The organism is Pseudomonas gingeri (genome assembly GCF_013385425.1).
GTDB lineage: Bacteria > Pseudomonadota > Gammaproteobacteria > Pseudomonadales > Pseudomonadaceae > Aquipseudomonas > Aquipseudomonas gingeri_D.
Genome location: NZ_JACAQA010000009.1, coordinates 289,220 through 301,238 on the forward strand (window position 1 = coordinate 289,220; position 12,019 = coordinate 301,238).

Annotated in this window: 13 protein-coding genes; 6 read left to right on the forward strand and 7 right to left on the reverse strand. The window is 62.0% G+C overall.

The window, feature by feature from the left end; translation table 11 throughout:
- Window positions 1-233: 233 nt before the first annotated feature.
- Window positions 234-1,430, reverse strand: a complete 1,197-nt coding sequence (locus HX830_RS15010) for a class I SAM-dependent rRNA methyltransferase (protein WP_152736799.1) — start codon at window positions 1,428-1,430, stop codon at window positions 234-236.
- A gap of 199 nt (window positions 1,431-1,629) precedes the next feature.
- On the opposite strand from HX830_RS15010, the gene HX830_RS15015 reads away from it, so the two are divergent.
- From HX830_RS15015 to HX830_RS15025, 3 genes are all read left to right on the forward strand, one after another.
- Window positions 1,630-2,442, forward strand: a complete 813-nt coding sequence (locus tag HX830_RS15015) for an HDOD domain-containing protein (RefSeq protein WP_177101023.1) — start codon at window positions 1,630-1,632, stop codon at window positions 2,440-2,442.
- A 49-nt stretch (window positions 2,443-2,491) separates the two neighbouring features.
- Window positions 2,492-3,304 carry a bifunctional DNA-formamidopyrimidine glycosylase/DNA-(apurinic or apyrimidinic site) lyase gene (mutM, locus tag HX830_RS15020; protein WP_100944583.1) on the forward strand — a complete coding sequence of 271 codons (813 nt, stop codon included), beginning with the start codon at window positions 2,492-2,494 and terminating at the stop codon, window positions 3,302-3,304.
- Between the two features lie 69 nt (window positions 3,305-3,373).
- Window positions 3,374-3,712, forward strand: a complete 339-nt coding sequence (locus tag HX830_RS15025) for a multidrug transporter (protein ID WP_152736801.1) — start codon at window positions 3,374-3,376, stop codon at window positions 3,710-3,712.
- A 168-nt stretch (window positions 3,713-3,880) separates the two neighbouring features.
- Here the strand turns inward: HX830_RS15025 and HX830_RS15030 are convergent, their stop codons facing one another.
- The 5 genes from HX830_RS15030 to HX830_RS15050 all read right to left on the reverse strand — a co-directional run bounded on the left by HX830_RS15030 (window position 3,881) and on the right by HX830_RS15050 (window position 8,512).
- Window positions 3,881-4,132, reverse strand: a complete 252-nt coding sequence (locus tag HX830_RS15030) for a YfhL family 4Fe-4S dicluster ferredoxin (protein WP_103494464.1) — start codon at window positions 4,130-4,132, stop codon at window positions 3,881-3,883.
- A gap of 135 nt (window positions 4,133-4,267) precedes the next feature.
- Window positions 4,268-4,747 (reverse strand): pantetheine-phosphate adenylyltransferase, encoded by a 480-nt coding sequence (coaD, locus tag HX830_RS15035; protein ID WP_100944586.1) that lies wholly within the window; start codon window positions 4,745-4,747, stop codon window positions 4,268-4,270.
- A 117-nt stretch (window positions 4,748-4,864) separates the two neighbouring features.
- Entirely contained in the window at window positions 4,865-6,460 is a 1,596-nt protein-coding gene (locus tag HX830_RS15040; RefSeq protein WP_152736802.1) for a GMC family oxidoreductase, read from the reverse strand.
- A gap of 50 nt (window positions 6,461-6,510) precedes the next feature.
- Window positions 6,511-7,053, reverse strand: coding sequence for a twin-arginine translocation pathway signal protein (locus HX830_RS15045; protein ID WP_152736803.1), 543 nt, complete (start codon window positions 7,051-7,053; stop codon window positions 6,511-6,513).
- Window positions 7,054-7,081: 28 nt separating this feature from the next.
- Complete coding sequence (locus tag HX830_RS15050; protein WP_152736804.1) at window positions 7,082-8,512, reverse strand: coniferyl aldehyde dehydrogenase; 1,431 nt, start codon at window positions 8,510-8,512, stop codon at window positions 7,082-7,084.
- A gap of 174 nt (window positions 8,513-8,686) precedes the next feature.
- Here HX830_RS15050 and HX830_RS15055 point away from each other — a divergent pair, with 174 nt between their 5' ends.
- The 3 genes from HX830_RS15055 (at window position 8,687) to HX830_RS15065 (ending at window position 10,867) form a co-directional block, all read left to right on the forward strand.
- On the forward strand, window positions 8,687-9,358 hold the full coding sequence (locus tag HX830_RS15055) for a TetR/AcrR family transcriptional regulator (protein WP_152736805.1): 672 nt from the start codon (window positions 8,687-8,689) through the stop codon (window positions 9,356-9,358).
- Between the two features lie 147 nt (window positions 9,359-9,505).
- Window positions 9,506-10,360 carry a sulfurtransferase gene (locus tag HX830_RS15060; RefSeq protein ID WP_177100986.1) on the forward strand — a complete coding sequence of 285 codons (855 nt, stop codon included), beginning with the start codon at window positions 9,506-9,508 and terminating at the stop codon, window positions 10,358-10,360.
- Between the two features lie 75 nt (window positions 10,361-10,435).
- Window positions 10,436-10,867, forward strand: coding sequence for a hypothetical protein (locus HX830_RS15065; protein WP_152736808.1), 432 nt, complete (start codon window positions 10,436-10,438; stop codon window positions 10,865-10,867).
- 27 nt (window positions 10,868-10,894) lie between these two features.
- On the opposite strand, the gene HX830_RS15070 is transcribed toward HX830_RS15065, so the two are convergent.
- Window positions 10,895-11,992 carry a hydrolase gene (locus tag HX830_RS15070; RefSeq protein ID WP_370868265.1) on the reverse strand — a complete coding sequence of 366 codons (1,098 nt, stop codon included), beginning with the start codon at window positions 11,990-11,992 and terminating at the stop codon, window positions 10,895-10,897.
- Window positions 11,993-12,019: the final 27 nt, after the last annotated feature.

The window sequence follows — 12,019 nt, forward strand, 5'->3', positions numbered from 1 at the left end:
GTTTGGTTGTGGTTGTTGGCAAGGGAAAAATAAGTAGGAAGCTTCCAGTAATTTTGTAAGGGGGATCTTTGTCGTGTAGGACGATTTATATGTTTTTGTTGTTGTGGGTGTGGGTTTGACGCATGTATGTTGTAAGAGGTGTGATTGAACGAGGGCGTGTTTGAATGAGGATTGGGGCGGGTATTTAATTATCCTCAAGGCGCGGAGCAGGGCTGCTCCGCGCCGCGGAAAAGTCAGCTGTTAGGCAACAACCGGCAAGTAATGCTCTTGATATAACGGGTTTCCGGAATTGCCGGGTGTACCGGATGGTCCGGGCCCTGGCCGCCGCGTTCCAGCAGCTGGATATTGCGGTCCAGGTGACGGGCGCTGGTCAGCAGGATGTTCTGCAGGTCATCTTCCGGCAGATGCATCGAGCACGAGGCGCTGACCAGGATCCCGTCCTTGCTCAGCAGGCGCATGGCCTGCTCGTTCAGGCGGCGATAGGCGCCTTCGCCGTTCTTCAGGTCTTTCTTGCGTTTGATGAAGGCGGGCGGGTCGGCCACGATCACGTCGAAACGCTCTTCGGAGGCCTTCAGTTCCTTGAGGGCTTCGAACACGTCACCTTCGATGCAGGTCATCTTCTCGGCAAAACCGTTCAACGCCGCGTTACGTTCCACGCCGTCCAGGGCAAAGGACGAGGCATCGACGCAGAACACTTCGCTGGCACCGAACGCCGCCGCCTGCACACCCCAGCCGCCGATATAGCTGAACAGGTCCAGCACCCGCTTGCCCTTGGCATACGGCGCCAGGCGCGCACGGTTCATGCGGTGGTCGTAGAACCAGCCGGTTTTCTGGCCTTCCATGACCGGCGCTTCGAACTTCACGCCGTTCTCTTCCAGGGCGACCCATTCCGGCACCAGGCCGAACACGGTCTCGACATAACGCTCCAGGCCTTCGGCGTCACGGGCCGCGGAGTCGTTCTTGAACAGGATGCCGCTCGGTTTCAGGACCTGGACCAGCGCCGCGATCACTTCATCCTTGTGCTGCTCCATGGCCGCCGAAGCGAGCTGGACCACCAGGATATCGCCGAAACGATCCACCACCAGCCCCGGCAGCAGGTCGGAATCGCCGTAGACCAGGCGATAGAACGGCTTGTCGAACAGCCGATCGCGCAGGGACAGGGCCACGTTGAGACGGTGTACCAGCAGCGATTTGTCCAGCGGCAGCTTGATGTCGCGCGACAGCAGGCGCGCGCAGATCAGGTTGTTCGGGCTCATGGCGACGATGCCCAGCGGCTTGCCGCCGGCAGCTTCGAGCAGGGCCTGGTCGCCGGCCTTGAAGCCGTGAAGTGGAGTGGCCGCCACGTCGATTTCGTTGCTGTAGACCCACAGGTGACCGTTGCGCAGGCGTCGGTCGGCGTTGGCTTTAAGGCGTAGGCTAGGCAGGGACATGACGTCGCTCCGGGGAAAAAAGAGCGGGATTATAGCGGGAGTTGGGCGTCCCCGGCGTGCGATGTTTCATGTAAGCGATTGTACACTTGGCCCATGGCGTACAGGTTTTCCGCTAGAATCCCTCACTCGCCCGGAGTGTGTACCCATGTCCCAAGAACTTTCACCTGAACAGATCCAGCAGGCCCTGCAAGGCATTAGCGTGCCTCCCCAGCCGCAAATCATGGTGGATTTGCAGATGGAGCAGTACATGCCTGACCCGGATCTGGAGGTGATCGCCCGGCTGATCAGCCAGGACCCGGGGCTCTCCGGCGCGCTGCTGAAAATCGTCAACTCGCCTTACTACGGCCTGTCGAACAAGATCGCCTCGATCCAGCGCGCGGTGAATCTGCTGGGCAGTCGCTCGATCATCAACCTGATCAACGCGCAATCGATCAAGGGTGAGATGGCTGATGAAACCATCGTCACCCTCAATCGTTTCTGGGACACCGCCCAGGACGTGGCCATGACCAGCCTGACCCTGGCCAAGCGTACCGGCGCCCAGGCGGTCGATGAGTCCTATGCCCTGGGGCTGTTCCACGATTGCGGCATTCCGCTGATGATCAAGCGTTTCCCCAACTATATGGCGGTGCTGGAGCGGGCCTACGCCAATGCCAGCCCGGAGCAGCGCGTGGTGGACACGGAAAACGCCGAGTTGAACACCAACCATGCGGTGGTCGGCTACTACACGGCCAAATCCTGGCGCCTGCCGGAGCATGTGACCAACGCCATCGCCAATCACCACAATGCCCTGGCGATCTTCAGCGACGAATCGACCCGCAACAGCCAGTTGAAGAACCTGCTGGCCATCCTGAAAATGGCTGAACATATCTGTGCGTCCCATCGGGTGCTGGGCAACGAAGCCGAAGACCACGAATGGAACGCCATCGGCCATCTGGTGCTCGATTATGTCGGCCTGTCCGACTATGACTTCGAGAACCTCAGAGAGAACATCCGCGAACTCGGTACTCACTAAGCGTCCGAGCGTCGTCGCCGAGCCCGTTATTGCCTGACCTGGGGCCGCCATGCCTGAATTACCTGAAGTCGAAACCACCCGGCGCGGTATTGCGCCCCATCTGGAAGGCCAGCGGGTCAGCCGTGTGATCGTGCGCGACCGTCGGTTGCGCTGGCCGATCCCGGAAGACCTCGATGTGCGCCTGTCCGGGCAGCGCATCGTGCTGGTGGAGCGGCGGGCCAAATACCTGTTGATCAATGCCGAGGTCGGGACCCTGATCAGTCACCTGGGCATGTCGGGCAACCTGCGCCTGGTGGAAGCCGGCTTGCCGGCGGCCAAGCACGAGCATGTGGATATCGAGCTGGAATCCGGGTTGGCCTTGCGCTACACCGACCCACGGCGTTTCGGTGCGATGCTCTGGAGCCTGGACCCGCTCAATCACGAATTGCTCGCGCGCCTGGGGCCGGAGCCGCTGACCGAGCTGTTCGACGGCGAGCGGCTGTTCCAGCTGTCGCGCAAGCGTTCCATGGCGGTGAAGCCGTTCATCATGGATAACGCGGTGGTGGTGGGGGTCGGCAATATCTATGCGACCGAGGCGCTGTTCGCCGCCGGCATCGACCCGCGCCGCGAGGCCGGGAGTATTTCCCGAGGGCGCTACCTGGCGCTGGCGATCGAGATCAAACGCATCCTGGCAGCGGCCATCGAACGGGGCGGCACCACCTTGCGCGACTTTATCGGCGGCGACGGCCAACCCGGCTATTTCCAGCAGGAACTCTTCGTCTACGGGCGTGGTGGCGAGCATTGCAAGGTCTGTGGCACTGTCTTGCGTGAGATTCGTCTGGGGCAGCGGGCCAGCGTGTACTGCCCGCGTTGTCAGAGCTGACCTGACAAGCGTGCGGACGCTGTTATAGTTAAGACTTTGCCATCCATTGCTTTGTTGAAGGATAGTGCCATGAACCCGTTTCGCACCCTGGCCCTGGTTGTGGCCCTGAGTTTTGGTCTGCAGGCGTTGCCGGTGCTGGCGGACGATGGTACCAGTGGCGACCCGACCTACTCGATCCAGAACCCACCGGCCTACGCGATGATCGCCGACCTGATCATCGCCCGTCCCTTGCTGGTGGGCGCGACCCTGGTGGGTACGGCGGTGTTTGTGGTGTCGTTGCCGTTTACCGCATTCGGTGGTGTCGACGGCATGGGCAAGGCCGGCAAATCACTGGTGCTCGCCCCCGGGAAAGCGGCCTTTGCCCGTTGCCTGGGTTGCACGGCGGAAGGGTTTGACGGCGACCAGTAATCTGCTGGCGCCCGGTACAGCCCTTGCTGGCTGCGGCGTCAGTGATGGCCCTTTCGCGGGCAAGCTCCGCTCCCACAATATCTGAGCCAAGACTAAATATTGTGTATGACACAAAACCTGTGGGAGCGGAGCTTGCCCGCGAAAAGGGCCTTGGATTCGCTACAATGCTCAAGCCTTACCGGTGATCTTCCGGTATTTGATCATCAACTCATCTTCGGTTTCCGGATGGGCTTCATCCAGTGGGATACAGTCCACCGGGCAGACCTGCTGGCATTGCGGCTCGTCGTAATGGCCGACACACTGGGTACACAGGTTCGGGTCGATCACGTAGATCTCTTCGCCTTGGGAAATAGCGGCGTTCGGGCACTCGGGTTCGCAGACGTCGCAGTTGATGCAATCGTCGGTGATGATCAGGGACATGGGCACTCCGGCCCGGGCGGCAGGCCGGGCAACATGAAAACTAATGCGCCAATTGTGCCGCATTGGCGCGCGCAGTGCACGCGCGCCCGTCGAGGCGGCCGCAATAGCCAGCCTCGACAGTGCCTGCGCCCGGCGTTATTTCTTGAAGCGCAGGGTCAGTGCGTCGGCCACCGCCGGGTGGACAAACTTGGTGATATCGCCGCCCAGGGCCGCGATTTCCCGGACCAGGGTCGACGAAATGAATGAATAACGCTCCGACGGCGTGAGGAACAGACTCTCGACGTCCGGAGCCAACTGACGGTTCATGTTTGCCAGCTGGAACTCGTATTCGAAGTCCGACACGGCGCGCAGGCCACGCAGGAAGACATTGGCGTTCTGTTCCTTGGCAAAATGCGCCAGCAGGGTGGAAAACCCCACCACTTCCACGTTGGGCAGGTGCTGGGTGACCTCGCGGGCCAACTCCACACGTTGCTCCAGGGGGAACAGCGGGTTCTTCTTCGGGCTGGCTGCCACGGCGATGATCACGTGGTCGAACAGGCGCGCGGCGCGCTCGACCAAGTCGCCATGACCCTTGGTAATCGGGTCGAAGGTACCTGGGTACAACACTCGGTTCATCGCGTCGTCCTGGCGGGTATCCGTTTAGGGGAGTCGGATGGTATCGCAGCCTTTCCGGTCGGCCAAGTCAGGATACCGGGAAGAAAGCACTATAGACGCGACGAATAGTCCTCTTTTTCACGGGTTTTTCAAGCGCTCCGCGAGGGCTGTCGCCAGCTTGGCTGTCAGACCATAAACCGAAAGCTGTGGGTTGGCGCCTATGCTGGTGGGGAACAGCGAGCCGTCGTGGACCGACAGATTGCGCAACTGATGGTGGCGTCCGAGGCTATCGGTGACCGCGCTTTTCGCCTCTTCGCCCATGGCGCAACCGCCCATGACGTGGGCGCTGCCCAGGCGCGTGCGGTACAGCTCCAGGCTCAGTTCGTCGATCAGTTCCCGGGCCTTGGCCAGGGTATTCACGTAGTCGGCATCGGCGTGCAGCGGCAGCACCGACTTGGCGCCCGCCGCGAACTGGATCTCGGCCATGCTGTGGTACGCCCGGCGCAGGCCGTCCCAGGCATAGGCCGATACCTGATAGTCGAGCACCGGCGTGCCGTCGCCGCGCAGTTCCACGCTGCCGCCGGGACTGTCCGGGTGGAAACCGTCGCGCATCAGCGCCAGCATCATGTGGGTATGCGGCAGTTGTTGCATGCGCAGGGCGTTTTGCGTGCCGAAGCCGCCCAGCAGGGTGCTGGCCAGGGCCGGTTGCAGGGGCGGGACTTCGAGTTTGTAGGACATCGGCCCGGTGACGCCGGCATTCCACTGGAAATGGTCGGAATAGATCGACTGGGGCGCGCCGTAAAACGGATTGATGACTTCGGAAAACTGCCCAGCGGAGAAATTCACCAGGTGCAGGAAGGTCCGTTTGCCCAGTTGGCCGCTGGGATCCGGTGCCTTGGAGCGCAACAGCAGTCCCGGGCTGTTGATGCCGCCGCCCGCCAGCACGTAATGCCGGGCCTTGACCTGGATTGTCCGGCCATTGGGGGCCACGCAACGTTCGTCCATCGCCACGCAGAGCAGGCCGGTGACCTGATCGCCTTCGATCTGCAAGCGTTCGGCCCGGGCCAGATAGAGCAGCTCGCCGCCTTTCTCCAGGGTTGCCGGGATGGTGGTGACCAGCATCGACTGCTTGGCGTTGGTCGGGCAGCCCATGCCGCAGTAACCCAGGTTCCAGCAGCCGCGCACGTTGCGCGGGATGACTTTCCAACTGTAGCCGAGGGCTTCGCAGCCGTTGCGGATCACGTCGTTGTTGGCGTTGGGCGGCATGACCCAGGGGGCGACACCCAGGCGCTGTTCCATTTTCTCGAACCAGGGCGCCATCTCGGCGCTGCCATGGCCCTTGACGTTGTGCTCTTTGGCCCAGTGTTCGAGGGTCTGGTCCGGAGTGCGGAAGCTCGAGGTCCAGTTGATCAGTGTGGTACCGCCGACGGCGCGGCCCTGGAGGATGGTAATGGCGCCGTCCTTGCTCATGCGGCCGATGCCTTCCTGGTAGAGGCTGGTGTAGGCCTGGTCTTCGAGCATCTTGAAGTCGCTGCTGGTTTTCAGCGGGCCTTCTTCGATCAGCAGGACCTTGTAGCCGGCGGCGCTGAGGATTTCGGCGGTGGTGCCGCCGCCCGCGCCGCTGCCGATAATGGCGACATCGGCCTCCAGCGTCAGGTCCTGCTCCAGGCGAGAGCCGTTGTAGGTTTTCCAGCCTCGGGCCAGGCCTTCGCGAAACAGATCGGGTACGGGCATGTGCAGCCTCTTTTATTGTTGTTTTGTCAGAAACCGGGCATCTACAAGGATCAGACTTTCGGTGGGCCTGGATAACCGCAGTGCGCCCAGGCTTCGGCGCGGTTGTACCAAGCCATCATCACCAGTTGCAGCAGTGACGCGTGGCCCATGCGCAGCAGGCTCAGGTAGCTGTTTTCCCAGCGCTTGAGAAAGCCGTGGATCTGCGCATTGCTGGCATTTTCCCAACTGCCCCAGATGCCGGTCAGCGGCCCACGGGTGATGCCCATGCCGAGGACGTCGAACAGTTGCCGGGTCAGCTTGAGCATTTCCGGCGACAGGTGGTCGAGGCTGTAGTCCAGGCTCGCCAGGGTCTGGTCGATGGCGGCGGGGATTTTCTCGGCGGCGACAGCGCCTTCGAGCATCACCGGGATCAGCGCCTGCAAAAACGGCAGGTCATTGGCCTGCAACACGGTAAAACCGCTGGCCGGATGGCCGGCCGAGCAGCCGCTGAGGCTGGCGACAAGCCCGGCGCTGCTGAGGAAGGCGCCGGCGCAGAGACCGAGTTTCAGCACGCCGCGACGGCTCAGTTCGGGGGATTCAGACAGGCTTGGCATTCTTGTTATTCACCTGGGCAGTGGAACATCAACGAACGAAGAGTTTCTGGATCAGTTTCTGGATCGATTTGCCGTAGGGCGGATAGATCAGCCGCGCCGCGTTGAAGCGCTGCTTGGTCAGCACGCCCTTGGCCTTGCTGAAAGTCAGGAAACCTTCGTGGCCATGGTAATGGCCCATGCCCGAGGGGCCGATGCCGCCAAAGGGCAGGTCTTCCTGGGGCACATGGAGCAGGGTGTCATTCAGGCAGACGCCGCCGGAATGGGTTTCATCGAGCACCCGTTGCTGTTCGGCCTTGTTATAGCCGAAGTAGTAGAGCGCCAGGGGGCGAGGCCGGTTATTGATGTAGGCAAAGGCCTCATCCAGGCCCTTGTACGGCACGATGGGCAGCAACGGGCCGAAGATCTCGTCCTGCATCAGGGTCATCTCATCGCTGACGTTCAGCAGCAGGCTGTGGCCCATGCGCCGACCCTGGCCCTGGTCGAACAGCGGAATCAGCAGCGCGCCCTTGCTGGTGGCATCGCTGAGGTAGCCGTTGAGCCGTGTCAGTTGGCGGTCGTTGATGATGCTGGTGTAGTCCGGGTTGTCGACCAGGGTCGGATAAAAGCCGCGCACTGCCTGTCGGTAGGCTTCGACGAAGGACCCGACCCGATCTTCCGGCACCAGCACGTAGTCCGGCGCCACGCAGGTCTGGCCGGCGTTGAGGGTCTTGCCGAAGGCGATGCGTTCGGCGGCGTCCTTGAGGGGCACGTCCTGGGAGACGATGGCCGGCGACTTGCCGCCCAGTTCCAGGGTCACCGGGGTCAGGTTTTCCGCCGCCGCGCGCATCACGTGTCGGCCGATGCTGGTGGCACCGGTGAACAGCAGGTGATCGAACGGCAGCTTGGAAAAGGCCATGCCGATCTCGGCTTCGCCGAGTACCACGCACACCTGGTCTTCCGGGAATACCCGGCCCAGCAGTTCCTTGAGCAACAGGCCGGTGGCCGGGGTCGACTCGCTGAGCTTGAGCATCACCCGGTTACCCGCCGCCAACGCGCCCACCAGTGGGCCGACGCTGAGGAACAGCGGGTAGTTCCAGGGCACGATCACGCCGACCACTCCCAATGGTTGATAGACGACTTTGGCCGAGGCCGGCTGGAAGGCCAGCCCGACCCGACGGCGCGACGGTTTCATCCAGCCCTTGAGGTGGCGGCGGGCATGCTGGATGCCGTGCAGGCTGGGCATGAGTTCGCCGAGCAGGGTTTCATCGGCGCTGCGGTTGCCGAAGTCCTGGCTGATGGCGTCGATCAGCGCCTGGCGTTCGTCGCTGAGCAGTTGGCGCAGGCTGTCGAGCCATTGCCGGCGTTGCTCGGCGGGAGGCATGGGGTGCGCGGCGTAAGCCTGGCGCTGCGCTTGAAACTGGCGCTGGAGTTGGTCCAGTTGCTGCTGAGACTCCTGCAGATAGGCTATTTCGGCAGACATGGCGCGCTCCGGTGTGTGATTTTATTTTTAAACAAATGTTTAGAGCTAATGCTCCAGAAAGTCAACAGGGAGTGCCTGTGCGTTCTGATAGCGGCTGAGAATCATGGCGATTTATCCGCGGCCGGATAGGCCGTAAGATGGCCGATACCGTCTTCTGGAAGTAAAGCTGAAGTCATGGCCCCTCGAATAAAAACCAGCGAGCGTATCGTCCAGAACAGCCTGGATCTGTTCAATCTGCAGGGCGAGCGCAGTGTCAGCACCAACCATATCGCGGCGCACATGGACATTTCTCCGGGCAACCTCTACTACCACTTCCCCAACAAGCAGGCGATCATCGCCGTGCTGTTTGCCGAGTACGAAGCCCTGGTCGACAGTTTTCTGCGCCCGCCCCAGGGTCGCGCCGCGACCATCGACGACAAGCGTTTCTACCTCAAGGCCTTGCTCGCGGCGATGTGGCGTTATCGCTTCCTGCACCGTGATCTTGAACATCTGCTGGAAAGCGATGCCGAACTGGCCGCCCGTTACCGACGTTTTTCCCAGCGCTGCCTGATCCAGGGCCAGGCGATCTACGCGGGTTTTGTCGCGGCCGGGATCCTGGGGATGGATGCCGTGCAGATCGAGGCCCTGACCCTCAATGCCTGGATTATCCTGACCTCCTGGGTGCGTTTCCTGAGCACTACCCGCGAGAATGCCCATCACCTGAGCGAAGAATCGATCAAGCGTGGGGTCTATCAGGTGCTGGTGCTGGAGTCGGGTTTTGTCACCGCGCAGTCGCGGGCGGCGGTGGACAAGTTGCTCAGTGAGTTTTATGTGCCGTTGGCCCAGGCCCTGGATGAGGGAAGCTAGGTTATGGTGTTGTAGGAGCAAGCTTGCTCGCGATGGACGTCAACGATGACGCGGGCGTCCTGGCACCCCGCGGCGCCTGGACCACCATCGCGAGCAAGCTCGCTCCTACAATTGTTTTGTATTCACTTCACTTAGGAGGCGTTCGCCATGTCCCTTGCGCAGCTGATCAGCCCCCGGCAACTGGCCGAACGCCAGGCCCGGCCCGGGTTGGTGATCCTGGATTGCCGTTTTGCCCTTGATGACCCGGATTACGGGCAGCGCAGTTATGCCCAGGGGCATATCGAAGGCGCACACCACGCCGATCTGGAGCGGGACCTGAGTGGCCCGGTGATCAAGGGGCTGACCGGGCGTCATCCGCTCCCGGATCCGGTGGCCCTGGTCGAGCGCCTGCGGGCCTGGGGTATCAGTGCCAACAGCGAGGTCGTGCTCTATGACGATGGCCCGGGCATGTACGCCGCCCGGGCCTGGTGGCTGCTGGCCTGGCTGGGCAAGCGCGACGGTGTGTTCCTGCTCGATGGCGGGTTGAAAGCCTGGCATGCGGCCGGTCAGCCACTGAGCCTGAATCCACCCACCGCCGGTCGTGGAACCTTCGAGGGGACGCCGGACGCGGCGCTGCAGATCAGCGTCGAAGACTTGCAGCAGCGCCTCGGGCAACCGTCGATGACCCTGCTGGACGCCCGTGCCCTGCCGCGTTTCCGTGGTGAAGTGGAGCCGATCGATCCGGTGGCCGGCCATATTCCCGGCGCACAGTGTGCGGCGTTCAACGAGAACCTGGACGCGGATGGGCGTTTTCTGCCTGCGGAACAGCTCAAGCAGCGTTTCGCCGCCAAGCTGGGGGATCGCTCGCCACGGGAACTGGTGGCGTATTGCGGCTCCGGGGTGACGGCGTGTCATAACCTGTTTGCCCTGTGCCTGGCGGGTTATCCGTTGGGGACGTTGTATGCCGGGTCCTGGAGCGAGTGGATTACCGATCCGCAGCGAGCGGTGGCGACGGGCGACTGATTATCCCGGCGGCCGAGATTTATCTACCTACAGGCCGGACTCCGTAACCGGCTTAATCCCCATGAGCGTGGAGCGATGCACGCTGTAGAAACCTCTTTGATAGAACGGATACAGGAGATTTTTATGGGACAGGCCGTGTTGAATAATCAACTCGATCCGAGGTCGGTAGAGGAAATGGACGAATCGGCAGGGGCGCGAACCCCTGCCGAGCCACGATACAGCGGGCAGATGGAACCTCTCGCCAAACACTTTGAAACCCTGGCGAACAATACCCATCACAAGATGCTCGCGCTGGGCCGTAGTGTGCTGCTGGACAAAAAAGCGTCCTTGCAAGACCGTGAGATTGAAATGCTGGAAGACTGGCTGGTGGATGCGGAACTCGAAGCCGAAGTTTTTGCCTGGGTCGAGGATCAGCCAGATGGCTATTCGGATGGGCAAGTGCTGGTGCCACTCGTGAATGATATCGCCACGCCGCTTGGCGCTGTCAGCTACCACGAATATGCCTGATCGATAGAAAGGCATCGCGCATTCCGCTCAATATTGCCTATCGGCCAGCCATTGTGGAATGCGCCTCTCCAGATAGTAAGTCGGCTTGCCCAGCGAGCCGTCGACAAACCCCACATGCCCGCCCTTGGCCTGCAATTCGAACTGGATGCCCGGTGCCAATTCGTCAGGCTCCGGCAGGCTGTGGGGAAACACGAAGGGGTCGTCCTTGGCCTGGATAATCAGCGTCGGGGTGCGAATCGCTCCAAGGAAATAGCGGCTGGAGGCGCGGCGATAATAATCCTGGGCATCGGCAAAACCGTGCAATGGTGCGGTGACCCGGCCATCGAAATCCCAGAAGGTGCGCATGCCGGTCAGCGGTCCCAGGTCGCTCAGGGTCGCCAGGCCCTCGATCCGCCCGTCATGCTGGAACTGGCGCTGCTTGTTCTTGATATAGGCCACCATCTCGCGCATGAAATGCGCCTGGTAGAGCCGCGAAAAGCCCTGGCCGATGCGGTCGGCGCACTGGTCCAGGCGAAACGGCACCGACACCGCCACGGCGCCTTGCAGGCCACTGTCCTGGCCACTTTCCCCCAGATGCTTGAGCAGCACGTTGCCACCCAGGGAGTAGCCGACGGCATAGAGCGGCGCCAGCGGGCGTTGGGCCTTGAGGTGGGCGATCGTGGCTGCCAGGTCTTCGCTGGCCCCGGAGTGATAGCTGCGCGCCAGTAGATTGGGCTCTCCCGAACAGCCCCGCCAGTTCAGCGCCACGCTGGCCCAGCCCTGGTTGCCCAGCGCCTGTTGCAGGCCGGCGACATAAGGCGAGTTCGACGAACCGGTGAGCCCGTGGAGGATCAGCACCAACGGCGTCTCGGCGGCATGCGGGCCGTGCCAGTCAAGGTCGAGGAAGTCGCCATCGTCAAGCCACAGGCGTTCACGCCGACGGTCAAGGTGGACGGTCTTGCGCCAGAGCGGCCCCCACAAGGTCTGCAGGTGTGGGTTGCCCAGGCCTGTGGCAGGGGTGAAACCCGGTAAATGAGTGGGCTGGGAAAATGGCGGCAACGCAGCGAGTCTCGAAGTGGGAATGGACAGGTCGGGTGCTGCCATCAGCAAGTCGCCATGGCGGCCACGCTTGTGCGTGCGATGCATCTAAATTGCCACAGTCCTGTCCATTGC

What these genes read in the sequence shown, in the direction of transcription:
- HX830_RS15010 (WP_152736799.1), bottom strand. Translation starts at nt 1,430, where the DNA reads ATGTCCCTGCCTAGCCTACGCCTTAAAGCCAACGCCGACCGACGCCTG.
- mutM (WP_100944583.1), top strand. Translation starts at nt 2,492, where the DNA reads ATGCCTGAATTACCTGAAGTCGAAACCACCCGGCGCGGTATTGCGCCC.
- HX830_RS15025 (WP_152736801.1), top strand. Translation starts at nt 3,374, where the DNA reads ATGAACCCGTTTCGCACCCTGGCCCTGGTTGTGGCCCTGAGTTTTGGT.
- HX830_RS15030 (WP_103494464.1), bottom strand. Translation starts at nt 4,132, where the DNA reads ATGTCCCTGATCATCACCGACGATTGCATCAACTGCGACGTCTGCGAA.
- coaD (WP_100944586.1), bottom strand. Translation starts at nt 4,747, where the DNA reads ATGAACCGAGTGTTGTACCCAGGTACCTTCGACCCGATTACCAAGGGT.
- HX830_RS15040 (WP_152736802.1), bottom strand. Translation starts at nt 6,460, where the DNA reads ATGCCCGTACCCGATCTGTTTCGCGAAGGCCTGGCCCGAGGCTGGAAA.
- HX830_RS15045 (WP_152736803.1), bottom strand. Translation starts at nt 7,053, where the DNA reads ATGCCAAGCCTGTCTGAATCCCCCGAACTGAGCCGTCGCGGCGTGCTG.
- HX830_RS15050 (WP_152736804.1), bottom strand. Translation starts at nt 8,512, where the DNA reads ATGTCTGCCGAAATAGCCTATCTGCAGGAGTCTCAGCAGCAACTGGAC.
- HX830_RS15055 (WP_152736805.1), top strand. Translation starts at nt 8,687, where the DNA reads ATGGCCCCTCGAATAAAAACCAGCGAGCGTATCGTCCAGAACAGCCTG.
- HX830_RS15060 (WP_177100986.1), top strand. Translation starts at nt 9,506, where the DNA reads ATGTCCCTTGCGCAGCTGATCAGCCCCCGGCAACTGGCCGAACGCCAG.
- HX830_RS15065 (WP_152736808.1), top strand. Translation starts at nt 10,436, where the DNA reads ATGCACGCTGTAGAAACCTCTTTGATAGAACGGATACAGGAGATTTTT.
- HX830_RS15070 (WP_370868265.1), bottom strand. Translation starts at nt 11,992, where the DNA reads ATGCATCGCACGCACAAGCGTGGCCGCCATGGCGACTTGCTGATGGCA.